The organism is Indibacter alkaliphilus LW1, from assembly GCF_000295935.2.
Lineage (GTDB): Bacteria > Bacteroidota > Bacteroidia > Cytophagales > Cyclobacteriaceae > Indibacter > Indibacter alkaliphilus.
In genome coordinates, this window is sequence record NZ_ALWO02000006.1 from 39,908 (window position 1) to 58,662 (window position 18,755).

Sequence of the window (18,755 nt, forward strand, 5' to 3'; positions counted from 1 at the left end):
AAAACCCATGCCAAAAATAGCACAGGTTTAATTAACTCTCCATAAAAAGGAATTACTCCAATCCTTTATCTCTCATTTTACTGAATTCATCATACCTTCTGTAAATAGCTACACAAAATCCTATCAACATGATGATAGTACCTGCCCATAGCACGTTGATCTGCGGCTTTATAATTGCTTTCAAAACCACATAGTCTTTCTGATAACGATTTACTTTAAAGGAAAACTTATTGGATTCAGGAACAATATTCTCAACCTCCACTTTAATTCCAAGTTCATTGTCAATGGCAGGAATTTTACCAAGTTGATTGCCCCTAATAATGAAAATTGGCTGCAGTCTTTTTTCAACTCCAAAATCCTGAATCACCAGGTTTGCCTTTACAGCCACATCACCTTCCTTCAAAACCATCCCATCCAATTCTTCTACAACCTCACCTCCTTCAAATGTGGTCACAAAATCAGCAATAAAGAAAGTCTCCCCTGGAGAAACTTCGTAAAACTCATCGTCTCTCCACTCTGGATCATCAAAATCATTCAGGGCAGAGACAAATGTGTATAGGTCTTTATTTACAAATCTTCGTGAATCAGGTGAAGAAATCAAACCCATATTCACATTGTATTGAGACATGGGATTCAGGGTAAACTGAAACTCTTCATCTTTGAAATAATCAATTCTGAAGTAATCATTTTCCTCCAGCACAATTCCTACCTTATCCCCCTTCTGATGATATGTCCTGCCTCTCACAACAATATCATCCAAAGCTATGGCCTCATTGACATTCCCGGTTGGCTCCAGTAAGTTTACACTCACATATCCCGGTACACCTTCAAGCTTTTTTTGTCTGCCTTTATATACAGCTGTATAATCCTTTATTTGGGTAGGTTTATTGATCCACAGCAATACATGCTCTTTATTCAATTCATCCTCCCAGCTGTTGGAATAGGTCAAACCTGACATATTATAAGAGATGATTTCGGAATAGCCTGAGGAAAACATCACACCGATCAGAATCATCCCGAGTCCAATATGAGCCAAAGAGCCTCCTGCAAGTTTGAATGTGGATTTTTTCAAAAGTTTGAATAAAATCGTCGCATTAGCTACTATTGTAAATGTCCCCGCAAGAACAACAACAATATAACTCAGATCATATACTTTGCCCAATACAATAATTCCTGCTGAAATAATCACAGAAACCACATAAGGCATAGCCAAAGCTTCACGGAGCTTTTTACCATCCATTTTATTCCACCAAAAAAACTGGCCAACTGCAGTCAAAAGGGCCAAAGCAACAGCAAACCACAATTGGAATTTAGTGTAGAAACCAACCTGATCTGCCGGCGGAGCCATGTTGGAGATACCTCCAAAACTTTCTACTAAAGCATTCCATACAGGTATAGAGGTAGGTAAAATAACCTGAAAAGCCATTAAGGCCAAAGTCGTGGCTCCTATGAAGATCCAGAATTCCCTGGAGTAAACCGAAGCCTCTTTTTCTGAAGTAGGAATATTCTTCCAATTCTTAGCCGCCAAAAATATGGCAACGAAAAGGAAAAATAACATATAAATTAACAGCTGGCCTGAAAGACCCAAATCAGTAAAGGAGTGTACAGATGAGTCCCCCAATACACCGCTTCTCACCAAGAATGTGGCATAAAGAACAAGAATGAAAGAGGCTATCACAAGCACTATGGAAGACTTAAGCGCAGTACTGCTTTTCTTAAAAGTAATCATCGTGTGAATAGCAGCCACTAGAATCAACCAAGGCACATACACGGCATTTTCTACAGGGTCCCAGTTCCAATATCCACCAAAATTAAGTGTCACATAAGCCCAGTATGCACCCATGATTATCCCCATTCCCAAAATCATCGCAGAAAACTGAGCCCAGGGAAGTGCAGGTCTTACCCATTCTGAATATTTTTTGGTCCAAAGTCCCCCCATTAAGAAAGCGAAAGGCACCAAAGTGGACGCATAACCCAAAAACAAAGTAGGTGGATGGATGACCATCCAAATATTCTGAAGAAGAGGATTCAGGCCCGTGCCATCCTCCGGAACAAATTCAGGGTTGATAGAAAATACAGGAGCAGATACCGCATCTCTCAGAAGAATAAAAGGTGAACTTCCAATTTTCAAATCACCGATTACTACTCCCAAGATCATGGAAACCAAAAATGCCTGCACCAATGCAAATACCAGCATTACCGGACCTTCCCAAAACTTGTTGGTATGGATTAGGATCAATCCCAACACGACATTCCACACAATCCAAAGAATAAAGGCCCCTTCTTGACCTTCCCAAAAACTGGATATCATGTAATGCACTGGCAATGCTTTGCTGGAGTGAGAGTAGGCATAAAAATACTCAAAACGGTGGCTATATATGATTTCAAAAAGCGATATGGCAATTGAAATACTAGCTACAGAATGAATGTAGAAAGAAATTCTACTGAAACGTCTCCAATTTGGTTTTTCTAACTCGGAAACTGTAGTGTATTGATAATATGCGAAAGCGGAAACCAAGGCACTTACAAAGGCCAAGATGACCGAAAAGTGTCCCAGATTACCTACAAAGGTATTGATCATGAATTCTTAAAATCAATGGAGTGGATTAAATGCCAGCATTGCTGACTTCTGTTTCTTGGTATTTGGAAGGACATTTCATAAGGATTTTGTCTGCCACAAACAACTCATCAGTTTTATAAGCACCAATGACTACCACTTGTTCTGCTCTTGCGAAGTCAGCTGGGACGGGTTCATTGTAAAATACCTTTTGTTCAGTACCATCACTATCCACCATTACAAAGTAAAAAGAAGTTTTATCGGGATTGACCTCAATTCCTTCTACTATACCCGTCATACTTTTCTTCAATTCTCCGACCACATGAATTGGTTTCTCCTCCCCTCTCAATTTCATCGCCTTGGCTGTCTGAAAACTCTCGTATGTACTGGCATCACCTATTGAAGTGATGATGATCACAATCGCTACAGCTATGATGCCCAATCCTATTAGATGCCCTTTTTTCATTTCTCTGTTATTTTATATCCCTTACGGGAAAATGGAATTATCGTTAGATGACTTTTATCATTGATTTTCCTTAATCAGTTTTTCAAGCTTTGAAACCTTTCGGTCTGTGTTAACCACATAGCCAGTGATGCCTGCAAATATGATAACAATGACTCCTACCAAAACGTAAATCTTACCTTCTGAACGCATAACATCTGCCATTTCTACATGGGAGTTGGTGTAATCTTCTTCGGTAATTTCTATTTTTTCCTGCGCTGTAGCCTGAATACTAATGGCCATCAGCAAGATGAAAATCCATTTTTTCATTTGATTTTTTGATTTAGGTTATGAAACCTGGTTGATCATTTTATCCTCCACAATTCTCTCTACCCTCTTCAATCTCACTCTTACCGTCGCAAGCCAAGTCCCAATAAGGGTCCATCCGATAATGGCCGGGTAAAATACCATCCTCAATTTGCTATCCAAATCGTAAGCATTGAACCCAGGGTTTCCTCCATTGCCAGGATGGAGACTATCAGTCAATCTCGGCAACACAAAGATTAATGGAATGAAAGCTGCGAAAGCGAATATATTGTAAACTGCTCCTATCCTAGCTCTCTGGTGTACATCTGTAAGGGAATTTCTCAAGATCAGATAGGCAAAATACATCAACAAGCCTATCGCTGAGGCATTCTGCTTTGGATCACCACTCCAATAATCCCCCCAAGTAAACTTGGCCCAAAGCATTCCTGTCACTATTCCCAAGACACCAAATAATATAGCAGCATTGGTGAATTCTATTGCCATGTCATCATGCTTAAGCTCATTGCTTCTCAGGTATTTGATACTGTTAACTACAGCCACCACCAGCATAATAATCATTCCGAACCACATCGTGACGTGGAAGTGTAATGCCCTTATCGTCTCATTGAGAATGGGGAGTCTTGGTACGTCTAAGAGGAGTCCGGCAATAAGTGTGTACAGCAGCAACCCTATTGTCAGAATTTTCCACCAGCTTGTTCTCATTATTGTGATTTTGCTAATTCAAGCGCAAAAATAAGGCATAAGTTCCTGATTCCTGTGCTTTTTGTGAAGTAAGTTAACCAACCATCCTTTCTGCACAGGGAGGAGCATAAAAAGTTAAATCAAAGTAAGTCATCAACTTCTCCACAGATATGGAAAAAGAATGTAAGCTGTTACGGCCACTATTATGTTGATAGCAAAAAGAGTCAAGACTTTATCCACACTCACAGTCCAATCCAAACCATCAAGTGCATTTTTGGAAACGCGGATGGCCATAAGCAGTATAGGAATAATGACAGGAAAACTTAAGATCGCCATCAGCGTGGCATTGTTACTCGCTTTGGAGGCAATGCCGCTGACCATGGTCAGGCAGGCAGAAAATCCTAAGGCGCCCAGCAGCAAATTCAAAACAAACAATCCTTGATCTTGTACGGGGTTTCCTAAAATTATACTGAAAACCAAGTACCCCAACAGCGCCAACACCAATGTCAAAAATGAATTATAAATGATTTTGGAAACAATGATTGCTTCAGGTGAAGCAATCATATAATAGTAAAGCTGTCTTCCCTGATGTTCCTGAACGAAGCTTTTTGCTACTGCATTGACTGCCGAAAAGAGAATAATGATCCAATACAAAGCATTCCAAGTGGTTACAGCAATATTACCTTGTTTGGCCCCTACACTGAGATAAGTTATAAAAACAGCAGAAACGACATACAGTAAAATTCCATTGAGCGCATATTTTTGTCTCCACTCCAGAGTGAGTTCTTTCAGAATTAGGGTATGGACTTGTTTGAACATAGATCTACTTGAGGGACAAAGTTAAGGTTTGAAAAATGGAAATGAGTAGAAATAAGGTGGAAATACAGTAGAAATATAATGGAAATAAATGTCCAGTTCTATGGGGGGTGATTTAGAGGTTAATGATTTTTGTGGATACTGATGGATATTCGTGGATATAGATTACTTCAGTTTGGCAGAAATTCCTTTGGTGGTGATATTATTGAAATATGGTAGAAATACAGTAGAAATATAATGGAAATAAAAGTCCAGTTCTCTGCGTGGTGGATTAGAGGTTAGGGATATTTGGATACTGATGGATATTCTCGGATATTGATTACTGTAGTTTTTGCAGAAGACTTGGGAGAGAAGGGTTTCGGTGTATTTTTGGAATATGATGGAAATCAGAGTAATGAGGAGATCTCGAGAGCTTTAGCGATTCGGGATATACAGTAGAAGTATTTCGGCGAAGCCGTATTTCACCGCAGGTATGTTTCGATCATATTTCCAATTTTTAAGAGTTATTTTAGTTTTGCAAACCAAAAAAGATAAATCGATGATTCCTACTCCAGAACACAATGAAAGAATGGCAAAAATGACCTTTGCTTCAGTTTACCCCCACTACGTCACCAAGGTAGAGCGCAAAGGCAGAACCAAAGAAGAACTTCATGAAGTGATCACTTGGCTGACAGGTTTTGATGATGGACAGATTCAGGACCTGATTGATAAGAAGGTAACATTTGAAGAGTTTTTTGCCAAAGCAAAGCTCCACCCAAATGCGGAAATGATCACCGGAACCATCTGTGGCTACAAAATCCAGGAAATCGACAACCCTCTTACCAAGCAAGTCCGTTATCTTGACAAGCTTGTCGATGAATTGGCGAAAGGGAAGAAGATGGAGAAGATATTGAGGTGATAAAATGGTAGAAATATAGTAGATATACAGTTGAAATACGTTAGAAATAAAGTAGAAATATTTGGGCGAAATTGAAGGCTAAGCCATATTCCGATCGCTATGCTTTCAGGACTCATGCTGAAAATCCAGTTTCTATCCTATTTTAGTGAAGCGATATTTCTATCTTATTTCACTCATTATATTTCGTGTAGCATATTTCAATTTTATTTCGCCGTAGGCATATTTCACGAAGTATGTCCCGAATTGCTCCGCTCTCGGGACTTCCGCTAAAGCTCCAGTTTCTACCATATTTCCATTAATATCAAATATCGCCAAAGGTTAATATCACGAAGTCAATATCAATCAAAATCTTTTTAATCTGCCAAATTGACATTTTTTATCCTTTGGAACGGGCATTGATAATGCTGCATTGTCAAAATGTTTATCCATAATTAAAATTCAATATAGCTATGCAGGAAAAAGGTACCATCTCGATACATACCGAGAATATTTTCCCGATCATCAAGAAGTTTTTATACTCTGACCATGAGATTTTTCTCCGAGAACTGGTCTCCAATGCAGTAGATGCCACCCAAAAAATAAAAAGACTGGCACAGTTGGGGCAGTACAGTGGAGAACTAGGCGATACCACTATTGAGGTAGCTTTCGACAAAGACAAAAAGACCATCACCATTACCGACAAGGGTCTTGGGATGACTGCCGAAGAAATCAAAAAATACATCAACCAGATCGCTTTCTCAGGAGCTACAGAGTTTGTGGAGAAATTCAAGGATGCCAAAGATGCCAATGAAATCATCGGTAAGTTTGGACTTGGGTTTTATTCAGCCTTTATGGTGGCCAAAACAGTGGAGATCAACACCCTCTCATACCAAGAAGGTGCTGAGCCTGCCAGATGGACTTGCGATGGAAGCACTGAATTTGAAATCAGTGAAGGAGACAGAAAAGAGAGAGGCACTGAAATCACCCTCCACATCAATGAAGATTCTGAGGAGTTTTTGGACAAGTGGAAATTGCAGGGCATTCTGGACAAATATGCCAAATTCCTTCCTGTGCCCATCAAATTTGGGACAAAAACAGAAAGCGTTGAGGACGGTGTGGACGACAAAGGAGAGAAGAAATGGAAGTCTGTGGAAGTGGACAACATCATCAACACCACTTCCCCGATCTGGACCAAATCTCCAAGCGACCTGAAGGATGAAGATTACCTTGCTTTCTACAAAGAATTGTATCCGATGAGTGAAGATCCGCTTTTCTGGATTCACCTCAATGTGGATTATCCTTTCAACCTGACAGGAGTACTTTATTTCCCGAAGGTGAAAAATGACTTCGAATTTCAGAAAAATAAAATCAAACTTTTCAGTCGTCAGGTATTTATTACCGATGAGGTAAAAGATATCGTGCCTGAATTCTTGATGCTGTTGCATGGGGTAATCGACTCTCCTGATATTCCGCTCAATGTATCCAGAAGTTTCTTGCAGGCGGACGGTAATGTGAAGAAAATCAACAATTACATTACCAAAAAGGTAGCAGATAAGCTGGGTGAACTCTTCAAAAAGGGCAGAAAAGTCTATGAAGAGAAGTGGAATGATATAGGACTCTTTGTGAAATACGGTATGATCAGTGAAGATAAGTTTGCTGAGAAAGGAAAGGACTTTACTTTGCTGAAAAATACCAAAGGAGAACTTTTCACTTTACCTGAATACAAGGAGAAAGTTTCCGCCATTCAGACTGACAAAGAGGGCAACACCATTTATCTCTATGCCACTGATGCTGACAAGCAGGACGCTTTCATACAGTCAGCTGGCAAAAAGGATTATGATGTGTTGTTGATGGATTCGCCAATCGATAGCCACTTTATCCAACACCTGGAGACCAAGGAAGAGAAAACCCAACTGAAAAGGGTAGATGCCGATGTGGTAGACAAACTGATCCAAAAAGAGGACAACTACGAAAATCTGCTTACTGAAGAACAATCCAATAAGGTAAAAGAGATCTTCGAAAAGGCCATCAACAGCCAGACTTATTCGGTGGCAGTAGAAGGACTTAGCCCGGAAGAGCTTCCTGTGACTGTGACCATGGATGAATTTATGCGCAGGATGAAGGATATGGCCCAGATGGGTGGAGGCATGAGTTTTTATGGTGCCATGCCTGACAACTACAAGGTAGCCATCAACGGCAATCACCCAGTGATCGACAAGGTTCTCAAAGCAGAATCAGAAGAAGATCAGACCAGGTTAGCAAAACAGGCTTTTGATTTGGCTCTTTTGTCTCAGGGATTGCTTAAAGGCAAAGACCTGACGGAGTTTGTCAAGAGAAGTGTGGAGTTGATTTAAAATACCATTAACCATTGGGGTCTTTTTCAGACCCCGATGGTTTTACCTCTTGAACCTTTGAGATCTTTATGATCTCGAAGGTTTTTTTGTATTTATAATTCTATGTTCAACTAACAAAAAAAACTTTTCTTTACCAATATTTAAACGTTCATTCACAAATTTTACCGAAAACATAATCTGGCTTATGTAATTGACTATCAAAGCCTTAATTGAGAGATTTTATTTTATATTGAAATATTTGTTACTGAAAATCAATAGGTTACAAAGAAATTAAAAATATTTTTAGTTTAAAACTTGACAACTAAGTCGTTTTTTTTCCTTATAGGAGAATTAGTTTTTGTCGGCAATTTTTAATTCATATTGTATTTTAACCAATTTTCAACTTGTAAATTTCAAACTAATGAAAAAGTATGTATTCTTATTTCTAAGCTCGTTTTTGCTTGCTTTATCAGTATCATTTACTTCAAATTCCGCATGTATTGATCCAAATACAGGTGGCGAATATGTAATTCCTAATCCAAATGGAGCTGGGTTAGCCGTGCTTTCCGCACATGTAGGAGGAGGAGCCTGTATGGGATGTGGAGGATGTGTAATTCCTATTCCAATGCAGTAATCCTAAATTGCCCTTGGATATCCAAGGGCTAATTTTATAAAAATATGGCTTTTTGTAGAAATTTAATCTTACTGGCACTTATTCTTCATTCATGTACCCGGCCCATTGAAGAATTAAATGACGACTATATGTTTCACTTTGTGGAAGAGATCAATCTTGTCCTTGATGATTCTACCTCAAATGAATTTATATACTCACAATATTTCAGCAACGGCAAAGAAGAATTTCTGGTAGCTTTAAATCCAATTACTAATTCGGTGGACAAATACTCTCTAGCTGATGGAAATCTTGCGAAAAGGATAAAATTCCTTACTGAAGGACCAGAAGGAATAAATTCAGTTATGCAAGGTTTCACTTATGCTTCGCCAGATTCCATTTTTATTTACCTTAAAGGAAGCGTAAGAGGGAGTATTATGATCAATGAAAATGGGGAATTCGTTAAAAGATTAAGTCCAGTTCTTGATGAATCAGAACATTATGGGTTAGTAAATCATGTTTCTACAGTAGGAAATTCCACAAAATTATTTGGAGACCGACTTCATTTTATGCAATTCCCACTTTTTGATATTCATAATCCCTCGAATATAAATGGAAAATTTCCATTATCACTGGAATACAGTTTGAGTATGGATCAAATTCATTATGATTCAACCATCACTTATCCTGAGGTATATTGGGACAAAATATGGCCTGTCTATGATTTGGTATTTTCCAGAGATTTTATCTCAGATTCAATTTATTTAATCTCTTGGCCGATTTTGGACTCCCTTATTGTAGTTGATAAAAGTAATCGGCAAACAAAAAAAATACCTGCAAAGAGCAGTTTTTTCTCTGCAAAACAAAAACCTTTTAACACGCCACCAAATCAAGCAGAGCAAAATGAATTGGTTTTGGGACAGTTTCGATATCGACAAATCATTTTTGATCCTTACAGGAAATTATATTATCGAATGGTCACTCACCCTCTTGAGGATCCAAAAAATAAAACATTTATCCCATACATTGACGAGCAACAGTTTTCTATAATTGTATTTGATAAAGATTTTAACTTTAAAAAAGAAGTTCTTTTTCCATCAAAATCTTATTCTCCATTCAATTTTTTTGTTAGTGAAAAAGGAATTATCCTTATGAAAAACAATTACTTTGATGAAGACATAAATGAGGATCAACTGGTTTTACATGTTTTTAATCTTGAGCCATGAAGATTTACTACATTCGAATTTTAATTATTTTTATGTTTTTCAACGTATCCTGTAACCGAAAAAATTCTAAAATAGAAGAGAGGTTTAAAGAATTTTCAAGAAAATTAGATATCCATGAGGATAATATTTTGTTTATCAACCTTTATGGATGTCCTTCTTGTACAGTTGTTTATTATGATTACGCCAATCATTTTTTGGATTCTGGAGTAGTAGTTTTAATCTCAAAAAATTCAAAAAAAGCAAAAGCATTTTTGGATGTATATCACCCAAAAGTTGTTTATGACCAAGAAAATCTATCAAAGCAACTAAATTTGTCAAACGTTATGCCTACAGTTTATAGTCAAAAAAAGGATGGATCAATTGATTCCTTAATTGTTGGGTTTTAATTAGTGCATCATGAAAACCTCGATCTGGATTTCAATTTACATGTGCTTGTCGCTTTCTTGCAGTCAAGAACCTTTCCAATTCCATGATTTTGAATTAAAATCTTTAACTATTGAAATTGACGATCCAAGGGTTTATTCGGAATACCTTTACATTGGTAACCACTTTTGGACGAAGAATCAACTATGGTTTAACACCAATTTTTCTAAGACTGTAGGAGTGGATTCTTTGGGAAATGTAATAGAGATCATAGATCTTGGAAATGTTGTTCAAGATCATCAGGGAAGACCTATTGAGTACAAAGGAGGAATGGTCACTGATTTTTTTCTTCATGAGTCTGAAGTTTATGCCCTTTATTTGGCTGATGATAAGTTGAAAAGGTTTAGCTTAAAGGGAGGAGGTTATGAAGCCATTGATTTGCCATCTAAAGAAGAGTTGTTTTATTTAAATTTTAGGGATATTATAACAAATGACGAAACTGGTCATAAAAAATTATTCGTGATTTCAGGGATTTCAGGCGATTTTGAATCTTTCGATTTATACGTTAATACTAAAGAAATCAAATCTGGCTTTAGAGGAAATTTTGTACCTGGGATTAGGAGTTTTATGGTTTCTAAATCAACTGAGGGAAAAGTAATTTTATTCGATTATGAATGGAAGGGTATTTCCATGTTTGATATTAAGGGGAATAGAGTTTATGATTTCAATATGCCAAAAGAACCAAATATTATTTTTGGAGAAGGGAGAGACCATTTTGAAAAATGGTTTCAGATTGGGTTTGAGGAACTAGGGGCTAGAATAATAAAAGTGGTAGGTGAACCGGAAGATTTATGGGTTTTAATGAATTTGAATCCTAATGGGAAAGCCAATGGGCCAATAGAACCATTTTTTCTTCTTAGAAATAGAAACTCTGAATTGGATTTTTTTCGGTTAAAAGGAATGGATCAAATCAATATCAATGACGAAGGCCTTGTTCTGATCACGAATTTCAAGGATAAAAGCGTTGTTTTTGAAATTATGGACTTCAAGCTTTTTTGTTCCAACCTTAAATAGTTACTCCACCCTCATTATTTGCTATCCCGATAATTCCCCTATTTTTGTAACCATGCTATCCAAAAAAACCAAGTATGCTTTTCATGCCCTGACTTATTTGGGCAAGCACCGTGATCAGAAGACGGTTTTGATTCAGGACATTTCTGAGGAATATGGGATTTCCCATAAGTTTTTGGAAAACATACTTTTGGAGTTGAAAAAAGCCGGGATCCTGGGGAGTAAAAAGGGAAAAGGGGGTGGCTATTACCTGATCAAAGCCCCCAAAGATGTAGCCCTCTCCAAAGTCATCAGGCTGCTGGACGGTCCCATAGCACTACTTCCCTGTGTGAGCCTCAACTACTACGAACCCTGCATAGAGTGCAAGTCCGAAGCAGCATGTGGGCTAAATAAGGTCATGATCCAAGTACGGGACGAAATGCTTAAAGTTCTGGAAAATAAGACGTTAGCAGATATTTTAGATAAAGAATAAAATTTTTTCCCTAATTACCCTATCTTTTTTATAGGTTTTATATACTTTTGTTATTCTGAAACTGGAAAAGTATATGATCCTAGACCAACCTATCAAAAAGTGGTTTGTAAACAGCAAAGGCCAAGATTCTAACATCAAGAGCTTTCTCAAATCCATATCTTGGAGAATAGTCGGTACACTCGATACCATGGTGATTTCCTTTTTCGTCACTGGCCAATTGGTCATGGCCCTTTCCATTGGGTCAATAGAGGTAGTCACCAAAATCGCCTTGTATTACCTGCACGAGCGTGCTTGGGAAGGAGCAACCAAAATCAAAAAAGATGAGCCTAAAAACGAATTTGCATAGTCTTGGCGAAAAGCTGGATAGTCTAAGTCCGTCTGATGGCTTGGCACTGCTTTCGGATCTTTTCCCCGGAAAAGTAGTCTTCTCTACTTCACTGGGACAAGAAGATCAGGTCATCACGCAGTTGATCGCGGAGAACCTACTTGATATCCACATCTTTTCTTTGGATACAGGTCGCTTGTTTCCGGAAACTTTGGACTTGATCGCTAGGACTGAAAGTAAGTACAAAAAAAGAATTGAAGTGCTTTACCCTGAAAGGACCTCTGTAGAGAAGTTGGTGGCCGATATCGGCATCAATGGATTCTATGATTCGGTGGAAAATAGAAAGTCCTGCTGCTTTGTACGTAAAGTAGAGCCTCTGAAAAGAGCACTTGCTGGTAACAGTGTCTGGGTAACTGGCCTTCGTGCCGAGCAAAGCCCAAACCGGGCTGATATGAAAAAAATCGAATGGGACGAAGCCAATCAGATCATCAAATTCAACCCCTTACTCGATTGGACTTACGATCAGTTGATCGCCTATATCAATGAAAACAATATTCCTTACAACCCGCTCCACGACAAAGGCTTTATCAGCATAGGCTGCGCCCCATGTACCCGAGCCATCAGCGAAGGCGAGGATCCAAGAGCCGGCAGATGGTGGTGGGAAGAGTCAAAGAAGGAATGTGGGTTGCATATAAAATGATATATGCTTCGCGATACAAATAGATATATGCCTTCGGCGATATAGGGAAACCATCAATCAAGGTCGAAATTCATTATTCGATGTTCGATATTCTAAATTTGGGAAGGGGTGATTGAAAAAGGATGAAGGATGAGGGAGGAAGGATGAAAAGGTGATAATGGGTGAAGGGTGCTCCTCCAAAAGCGAGAGGCGAGAAAAAAGAGATAAGAACCAAAGTCCTGTTCCGAGATCAAAAAACAGGATTCAGGAACACAAAAGCAACAATTTTGAATCAGTTAAAACATTGAAGTTAACAATTTCAGCATCAAGATATATTCCAGCTTCGCCTTGTCATCTCGACGCAGGAGAGATCTAAGAAAAGAGAAATACATACTGATTGCGCTGACTGCGTAAATCAAAAATCGTAAATCAAAAATAGTTATGTCAAACCTATTCATACCCAATCCAAAGGAAGCCGAGTCCATCCATATCTTGAGGGAGGTGGCAGCACAGTTTGAAAAACCTGTCCTGCTTTTTTCTGGAGGTAAGGACTCGATTACTTTGGTGAGACTGGCCCAAAAGGCATTTTACCCAGCAAGAATTCCTTTTCCACTCCTGCATATTGACACAGGGCACAATTTCCCGGAAACGATAGAGTTTCGTGATCAATTGGTAGCTGAATTGGGTCTTGAACTGATCGTGAGGAATGTACAAGATTCCATAGATCAGGGGAAAGTGACGGAAGAGAGGGGAAGATATGCCAGCCGAAATACTCTTCAGACGACCACTTTGTTGGATGCCATTGAAGAATTCAAGTTTGATGCCTGTATAGGCGGCGCGAGGAGGGATGAAGAAAAAGCCCGTGCCAAAGAGCGTGTTTTTTCCGTGCGGGATGACTTCGGACAGTGGGATGAAAAGAACCAAAGACCTGAACTGTTTGACATGCTTAATGGCAAAATAGAGCAGGGACAAAATGTGCGTGTTTTCCCTATTTCCAACTGGACTGAACTTGATGTTTGGGAATATATCAAAACAGAAAATATCCAGATTCCTTCTATCTACTTTGCCCATAAGCGTGAAGTTTTCTTCAGGGATGGCATGATCTGGACAGCCAACGAACATGTTTTCAGAGAAGAACACGAGCAAGTAGAAGAAAAAATGGTGCGTTTCAGAACCGTGGGAGACATGACTTGTACAGCAGCCGTCCTTTCCGAAGCCACCAGTTTGGAAGCCGTAGTCGAAGAAATAAGGGCCTCCACCATCTCCGAAAGAGGTGCCAGAATTGACGACAAACGCTCTGAAGCTGCAATGGAGAAAAGGAAGAAGGTGGGGTATTTTTAAATGATATACGCTACGCGATATAAATGGATATTTGCCTTCGGCGATATAAAATTTAAGAATTTAGCATCCATCAAAACATTTGAAGCTCTTTCTGAAAAACCTTTGTGTCTTTGCGAGAATCAATAGCGTGAAACGAAAATCACTTGGTTTAAGACTAAAGTCTTGAAGCAAAATACCCACAGTCTTCAGACTGATCTTAGTGTCTTTGCGCCTTTGTGGCAAAAAATATATTGAAAGTGATGATTTGACAAAGTCTTAAGTCTAATGTCTCACATCTAAAATCTTAACAAATGGAAAATAGAAAACTAATCAAAATAGCAACAGCCGGTTCGGTGGATGATGGGAAAAGCACCCTGATCGGCCGCCTGCTCTATGATACCAAATCTCTGACCACAGACAAATTGGAGGCCATTGAGAAGACCAGCAAGCAACGTGGATTTGATTACCTGGATTTTTCCTTGGCTACCGATGGTCTTGTTGCAGAACGCGAACAAGGGATCACCATTGATGTGGCCCATATCTATTTCAATACCGAAAAGACAAACTTCATCGTAGCAGATACTCCTGGTCATGTCGAATACACCAGAAACATGGTCACAGGAGCCTCTACCTCACAGGTAGCCATAATCCTGATCGATGCCAGAAAAGGCGTGATCGAACAGACCAATAGGCACTTTTTCATCAGCAATCTACTCAGGATGGGCCATGTGGTGGTAGCCATCAACAAAATGGATTTGGTAGACTATGACGAAGACGTATTCCTGAAAATCCGTGAAGACTTCGAGGCATTGGTAGAAAAAAGTGACTTCAAATCTGAGCAGATCACTTTTATCCCAATCTCGGCACTAAAAGGTGAAAATATTGCCAAAAAATCTGACCTGATGCCTTGGTATGTAGGCAATACATTACTGGATCATTTGGAGGTATTGGAGCCAGAAGATTTGCAACAAAGTTCATTGGCGCGTTTTCCGGTTCAGTATGTTGTAAGGCCAAAGACAGAAGCATTTCACGATTTCAGAGGATTTGCAGGTAAGCTTTATGGTGGAAACCTTAAAGTGGGTGATGATGTCACTATCCTGCCTTCATTCACTACCTCCAAGATCAAGTCCATTCAGTTTTTTGATCAAGAGTATACAGAAGCCACTCCAGGGTCTTCCATTACCATTACCTTGGAAGATGAAGTCAATATATCAAGAGGAGATATGTTGGTCAAATCAAGTGAGGTGCCCCATTCAGAGAAAAATATCTCTGCCACCATCTGTCAAGTGAACAATAAGCCGTTAAGAGTCGGGCAAAAGTACACCCTGCAACATGGTGTAAACAGGGTTTTGGCCAAAGTGGAAAGCATCTCCTCAAAAGTGCATACAGACTTCTCAGGAGAAGAAGCAAGCGACCAACTGGGACTCAATGACATCGGGAAAGTCAATTTCAGACTGAGCAAGCCGATACACTTTGATGCCTACACCGTCAATAAAGCCAATGGCAGCTTTATCCTGATTGATGAAGGCAGCTATGATACGGTGAGTGTTGGGTTTATTGAAATGTAAAGTGTACCATGTACAAAGTACGAAGTACCAAGACAACAGCCGTCCAAACCTTTGAAGATTTAAGTTGGCTTTAAAAATTCGAAAGTAGAATACAAATTCCCAGATTCATTGTACATCGTACTTGGTACTTCGTACAAAAATTTAACCTACTAAACCTATAGAGAATAAATAAAAATGGAAAGCTTCAGAACTGAAATAGAAAACCCTATCGTCCAAAAGGACATCATTGAACTGGAAAAGAAGATCAAACTTTTCAGGGATGGGAAAATCGACGAGGAAAAATTCAGGAGCCTCCGTCTGGCCCGTGGAATCTACGGCCAGCGTCAGCCGGGAGTACAAATGATCAGAATCAAATTGCCCTATGGAAAATCCACAGGTGAGCAATTGGTAAGAATCTGTGAAGTTTCTGAGAAATACTCCACGGGTAAGCTCCATATTACCACGCGACAGGATATTCAGATCCACTATGTCAGTCTGGATGAAACACCTCAGCTCTGGGCGGAGCTGGAAAAAGATGATGTGACCATACGAGAGGCATGTGGAAACACTGTCCGCAATGTGACAGCTTCTGAGACCGCTGGAGTGGATCCTAAGGAGCCATTTGATGTAACTCCCTATGCTGAGGCTACTTTCCAATACTTTTTGAGAAATCCAATTTGCCAGGAAATGGGCAGAAAGTTCAAAATGGCTTTTTCTGCTTCTGAGGAGGATACTGCCTTGACTTACCTACATGATTTAGGTTTTATCCCCCAACTGAAAAATATCGATGGACAATCTATAAGAGGTTTCAAAGTCCTTCTTGGAGGAGGCTTAGGTTCTCAGCCAAGGCATGCGGACTTGATCCAAGAGTTTTTGCCAACAGATGAACTGATTCCTTTCATTGAAGGGGTCTTGAGGATATTTGACCGACATGGTGAGCGTGCCAGGAGGATGAAAGCAAGAATGAAATTTTTGCTCAATGATATCGGTTTGGAGGAATTTATGAGGTTGGTAGATGAAGAAAAAAATGCACTACCTTATCAAAAATATCCTATAGATTACAAGACTTACGAATCTACCATTACCCAGGCTAGACCTGTCGTGCCTGCAGTTGAGGCACCATTGTCATTGGCTTACGAACAGTGGAAGTTGACCAATGTATTTCCTCAAAAGCAAAAAGGTTTTGTATCTATAGGTGTGAAGGTGCTTTTGGGGGATTTCAGCACCAAGCAGGCAAGACAGTTGGCCGAATTGGTGCAAAAATACGCCAATAACGAAATCAGATTTACCCTGCGTCAAAACATCCTGATCCGTGATGTACAAGAGGAAGCTGTTCCTTTTTTCTATCAGGAACTACAGAAAATCGGTCTTTCAGATGCGGGTTACAATACATTTGGTGATATCACCGCATGCCCTGGTACAGATACCTGTAACCTTGGTATTGCCAGCAGCACCGGAATTGCGAGAGAGTTGGAGAAAGTGATTCTTAATGAATACCCACAATACCTGAAAAAAACTGATCTGACCATTAAAATCTCAGGTTGTATGAATGCCTGTGGGCAACACAACATGGCACACATAGGCTTTCAGGGAATGTCCATGAAGGTGGGCAAAACAGTGTTTCCTGCACTTCAGGTATTGCTTGGAGGAGGAACATTGGGCAACGGGAATGGAAGATTTGCAGATAAGGTGATCAAAATACCGAGCAAAAGAGGGCCTGAAGCTTTGAGAATTCTGATCAAAGACTTCGAAACTTTTGGGGAAAAATCCGAGAGCTTCCTTGACTACTATGACCGCAAAGGGCAGATTTATTTCTACGATATCCTGAAAGTCCTGACCGACACCGCCACGCTGACCGAAGCTGACCAAGTCGACTGGGGCAATGAAGATGCCTATAAAGTAGCAGTTGGCGTAGGAGAATGTGCCGGTGTGGTGATCGATTTGGTGGCTACCTTATTATTAGAAGCAAGAGAGAAATTGGAACTTTCGGAAGAAGCCTACAAAGAAGCCAGGTGGTCGGATAGTATATACCACACTTATGCTGCTTTGGTCAATGCGGCTAAGGCCATCTTGCTCAGCGAAGGCAAAAGCACCAATTCCTACGCAAACATCATCAAGCTTTTTGATGAAACCTTCACCGAAACTGACAAAATAGAGCTAGGGAAGCCTTTTGCTGAGATAGTCTATCAGATCCAGCAAGAAGAACCTTCGCAGGAATTTGCGAAAACTTATTACGAACAAGCCGCTGGGGTATTTGAAGCAATCAGTGCATTTAGAGAAAAGGAGGTGACAGCATGATAAACCGTACAAAACCAAAAGTAACCCTAGTCGGTGCAGGACCTGGTGATCCAGAGCTGATTACCCTCAAGGCAATCCTTGCGCTCAACAAGGCTGATGTAGTGCTCTATGATGCGCTGATAGATAAATCCTTGCTCAAACATGCCCCGCATAACGCCATCAAGGTATTTGTAGGCAAAAGAGTGGGCAAACACAGCTGTCCTCAAGATGAAACAAACAGGCTCTGTGTGGAGCATGCGCTCAAGCATGGCCATGTAGTCAGGCTCAAAGGTGGAGACCCTTTTGTATTTGGTAGAGGGGCAGAAGAGATTGATTATATCGAAGCCTTTGGCATCCCAACAGAGGTGGTTCCGGGTATCACTTCTGCCATTTCTGTTCCTGCGGCAGTAGGAATTCCCGTAACTAAAAGAGGCAGCTCGGAGAGTTTCTGGGTGATCACCGGTACCACTACTTCGGGAGAAATTTCCAGAGACATAGCACTTGCTGCCAAGTCTACCGCTACAGTTGTGATATTGATGGGTACCAGAAAACTATCGGAAATTGTCGCTTGCTATCAGCAAGAAGGCAGGATATCCATGCCCATTGCCATCATCCAAAGTGGAACTACCAAGGAAGAAAAATTGGTGGCAGGTACCATCTCCGATATTGAAGAAAAAGCCCGCCTCTCCCAGATTGCCGCCCCAGCCATCATTATTATTGGAGAAGTGGTAAGGGAAAGTTATCGTCTAAAGGAGGTTTACAATGAAGTAGTTGGAGTTGAATTAAAGCAGGTAAGGTAATTTAAAATATGCTTCGCGAAATAAAGTTGAAA

Annotated in this window: 18 protein-coding genes; 13 read left to right on the plus strand and 5 right to left on the minus strand. The window is 39.9% G+C overall.

What is annotated here, in order from left to right:
- Window positions 1-52 precede the first annotated feature (52 nt).
- The 5 genes from ccsA (A33Q_RS00910) to A33Q_RS00930 all read right to left on the minus strand — a co-directional run bounded on the left by ccsA (A33Q_RS00910) (window position 53) and on the right by A33Q_RS00930 (window position 4,826).
- Entirely contained in the window at window positions 53-2,581 is a 2,529-nt protein-coding gene (gene ccsA, locus A33Q_RS00910; RefSeq protein WP_009035127.1) for a cytochrome c biogenesis protein CcsA, read from the minus strand.
- 25 nt (window positions 2,582-2,606) lie between these two features.
- A complete protein-coding gene (locus A33Q_RS00915) occupies window positions 2,607-3,023 on the minus strand; it encodes a cytochrome c maturation protein CcmE domain-containing protein (RefSeq protein WP_009035128.1) in 417 nt (138 codons plus the stop codon).
- 57 nt (window positions 3,024-3,080) lie between these two features.
- Window positions 3,081-3,329 (minus strand): CcmD family protein, encoded by a 249-nt coding sequence (locus A33Q_RS00920; protein WP_009035129.1) that lies wholly within the window; start codon window positions 3,327-3,329, stop codon window positions 3,081-3,083.
- An 18-nt stretch (window positions 3,330-3,347) separates the two neighbouring features.
- Window positions 3,348-4,028, minus strand: a complete 681-nt coding sequence (ccsA, locus tag A33Q_RS00925) for a cytochrome c biogenesis protein CcsA (protein WP_040489604.1) — start codon at window positions 4,026-4,028, stop codon at window positions 3,348-3,350.
- Window positions 4,029-4,160: 132 nt separating this feature from the next.
- Window positions 4,161-4,826, minus strand: coding sequence for a heme exporter protein CcmB (locus tag A33Q_RS00930; protein WP_009035131.1), 666 nt, complete (start codon window positions 4,824-4,826; stop codon window positions 4,161-4,163).
- Window positions 4,827-5,361: 535 nt separating this feature from the next.
- Here A33Q_RS00930 and A33Q_RS00935 point away from each other — a divergent pair.
- From A33Q_RS00935 to cobA, 13 genes are all read left to right on the plus strand, one after another.
- Entirely contained in the window at window positions 5,362-5,721 is a 360-nt protein-coding gene (locus A33Q_RS00935) for a DUF2200 domain-containing protein (RefSeq protein WP_009035132.1), read from the plus strand.
- Between the two features lie 449 nt (window positions 5,722-6,170).
- Window positions 6,171-8,054: a molecular chaperone HtpG gene (gene htpG / locus A33Q_RS00940; RefSeq protein ID WP_009035133.1), complete on the plus strand. Its 1,884-nt coding sequence runs from the start codon at window positions 6,171-6,173 to the stop codon at window positions 8,052-8,054.
- 400 nt (window positions 8,055-8,454) lie between these two features.
- Window positions 8,455-8,667, plus strand: coding sequence for a hypothetical protein (locus tag A33Q_RS00945; protein ID WP_009035134.1), 213 nt, complete (start codon window positions 8,455-8,457; stop codon window positions 8,665-8,667).
- A 44-nt stretch (window positions 8,668-8,711) separates the two neighbouring features.
- Window positions 8,712-9,869 (plus strand): DUF4221 family protein, encoded by a 1,158-nt coding sequence (locus tag A33Q_RS00950; RefSeq protein WP_009035135.1) that lies wholly within the window; start codon window positions 8,712-8,714, stop codon window positions 9,867-9,869.
- Window positions 9,866-10,255, plus strand: a complete 390-nt coding sequence (locus A33Q_RS22045) for a hypothetical protein (protein ID WP_009035136.1) — start codon at window positions 9,866-9,868, stop codon at window positions 10,253-10,255. The genes A33Q_RS00950 and A33Q_RS22045 overlap by 4 nt, the downstream gene beginning before the upstream one ends.
- 10 nt (window positions 10,256-10,265) lie before the next feature.
- The gene (locus tag A33Q_RS00960; protein ID WP_040489607.1) at window positions 10,266-11,306 is read left to right on the plus strand and encodes a hypothetical protein; all 1,041 of its coding nucleotides are present in this window, start codon (window positions 10,266-10,268) and stop codon (window positions 11,304-11,306) included.
- A 52-nt stretch (window positions 11,307-11,358) separates the two neighbouring features.
- Window positions 11,359-11,775 carry an RrF2 family transcriptional regulator gene (locus tag A33Q_RS00965; RefSeq protein WP_009035138.1) on the plus strand — a complete coding sequence of 139 codons (417 nt, stop codon included), beginning with the start codon at window positions 11,359-11,361 and terminating at the stop codon, window positions 11,773-11,775.
- Between the two features lie 73 nt (window positions 11,776-11,848).
- The gene (locus A33Q_RS00970; protein ID WP_009035139.1) at window positions 11,849-12,121 is read left to right on the plus strand and encodes a DUF2061 domain-containing protein; all 273 of its coding nucleotides are present in this window, start codon (window positions 11,849-11,851) and stop codon (window positions 12,119-12,121) included.
- Complete coding sequence (locus tag A33Q_RS00975) at window positions 12,096-12,800, plus strand: phosphoadenylyl-sulfate reductase (RefSeq protein ID WP_016254457.1); 705 nt, start codon at window positions 12,096-12,098, stop codon at window positions 12,798-12,800. The genes A33Q_RS00970 and A33Q_RS00975 overlap by 26 nt, the downstream gene beginning before the upstream one ends.
- 420 nt (window positions 12,801-13,220) lie before the next feature.
- Complete coding sequence (cysD, locus tag A33Q_RS00980; RefSeq protein ID WP_009035141.1) at window positions 13,221-14,120, plus strand: sulfate adenylyltransferase subunit CysD; 900 nt, start codon at window positions 13,221-13,223, stop codon at window positions 14,118-14,120.
- A gap of 290 nt (window positions 14,121-14,410) precedes the next feature.
- A complete protein-coding gene (locus A33Q_RS00985; RefSeq protein ID WP_009035142.1) occupies window positions 14,411-15,667 on the plus strand; it encodes a sulfate adenylyltransferase subunit 1 in 1,257 nt (418 codons plus the stop codon).
- Between the two features lie 174 nt (window positions 15,668-15,841).
- Window positions 15,842-17,944, plus strand: a complete 2,103-nt coding sequence (locus tag A33Q_RS00990; RefSeq protein WP_009035143.1) for a HEPN domain-containing protein — start codon at window positions 15,842-15,844, stop codon at window positions 17,942-17,944.
- On the plus strand, window positions 17,941-18,723 hold the full coding sequence (gene cobA / locus A33Q_RS00995; RefSeq protein ID WP_009035144.1) for a uroporphyrinogen-III C-methyltransferase: 783 nt from the start codon (window positions 17,941-17,943) through the stop codon (window positions 18,721-18,723). The genes A33Q_RS00990 and cobA overlap by 4 nt, the downstream gene beginning before the upstream one ends.
- The last annotated feature ends 32 nt before the right edge of the window (window positions 18,724-18,755 follow it).

Excerpts from the sequence above, each read along its gene's own strand:
- ccsA (WP_009035127.1), bottom strand. The coding sequence starts at position 2,581 with ATGATCAATACCTTTGTAGGTAATCTGGGACACTTTTCGGTCATCTTG.
- A33Q_RS00915 (WP_009035128.1), bottom strand. The coding sequence starts at position 3,023 with ATGAAAAAAGGGCATCTAATAGGATTGGGCATCATAGCTGTAGCGATT.
- A33Q_RS00920 (WP_009035129.1), bottom strand. The coding sequence starts at position 3,329 with ATGAAAAAATGGATTTTCATCTTGCTGATGGCCATTAGTATTCAGGCT.
- ccsA (WP_040489604.1), bottom strand. The coding sequence starts at position 4,028 with ATGAGAACAAGCTGGTGGAAAATTCTGACAATAGGGTTGCTGCTGTAC.
- A33Q_RS00930 (WP_009035131.1), bottom strand. The coding sequence starts at position 4,826 with ATGTTCAAACAAGTCCATACCCTAATTCTGAAAGAACTCACTCTGGAG.
- A33Q_RS00935 (WP_009035132.1), top strand. The coding sequence starts at position 5,362 with ATGATTCCTACTCCAGAACACAATGAAAGAATGGCAAAAATGACCTTT.
- htpG (WP_009035133.1), top strand. The coding sequence starts at position 6,171 with ATGCAGGAAAAAGGTACCATCTCGATACATACCGAGAATATTTTCCCG.
- A33Q_RS00945 (WP_009035134.1), top strand. The coding sequence starts at position 8,455 with ATGAAAAAGTATGTATTCTTATTTCTAAGCTCGTTTTTGCTTGCTTTA.
- A33Q_RS00950 (WP_009035135.1), top strand. The coding sequence starts at position 8,712 with ATGGCTTTTTGTAGAAATTTAATCTTACTGGCACTTATTCTTCATTCA.
- A33Q_RS22045 (WP_009035136.1), top strand. The coding sequence starts at position 9,866 with ATGAAGATTTACTACATTCGAATTTTAATTATTTTTATGTTTTTCAAC.
- A33Q_RS00960 (WP_040489607.1), top strand. The coding sequence starts at position 10,266 with ATGAAAACCTCGATCTGGATTTCAATTTACATGTGCTTGTCGCTTTCT.
- A33Q_RS00965 (WP_009035138.1), top strand. The coding sequence starts at position 11,359 with ATGCTATCCAAAAAAACCAAGTATGCTTTTCATGCCCTGACTTATTTG.
- A33Q_RS00970 (WP_009035139.1), top strand. The coding sequence starts at position 11,849 with ATGATCCTAGACCAACCTATCAAAAAGTGGTTTGTAAACAGCAAAGGC.
- A33Q_RS00975 (WP_016254457.1), top strand. The coding sequence starts at position 12,096 with ATGAGCCTAAAAACGAATTTGCATAGTCTTGGCGAAAAGCTGGATAGT.
- cysD (WP_009035141.1), top strand. The coding sequence starts at position 13,221 with ATGTCAAACCTATTCATACCCAATCCAAAGGAAGCCGAGTCCATCCAT.
- A33Q_RS00985 (WP_009035142.1), top strand. The coding sequence starts at position 14,411 with ATGGAAAATAGAAAACTAATCAAAATAGCAACAGCCGGTTCGGTGGAT.
- A33Q_RS00990 (WP_009035143.1), top strand. The coding sequence starts at position 15,842 with ATGGAAAGCTTCAGAACTGAAATAGAAAACCCTATCGTCCAAAAGGAC.
- cobA (WP_009035144.1), top strand. The coding sequence starts at position 17,941 with ATGATAAACCGTACAAAACCAAAAGTAACCCTAGTCGGTGCAGGACCT.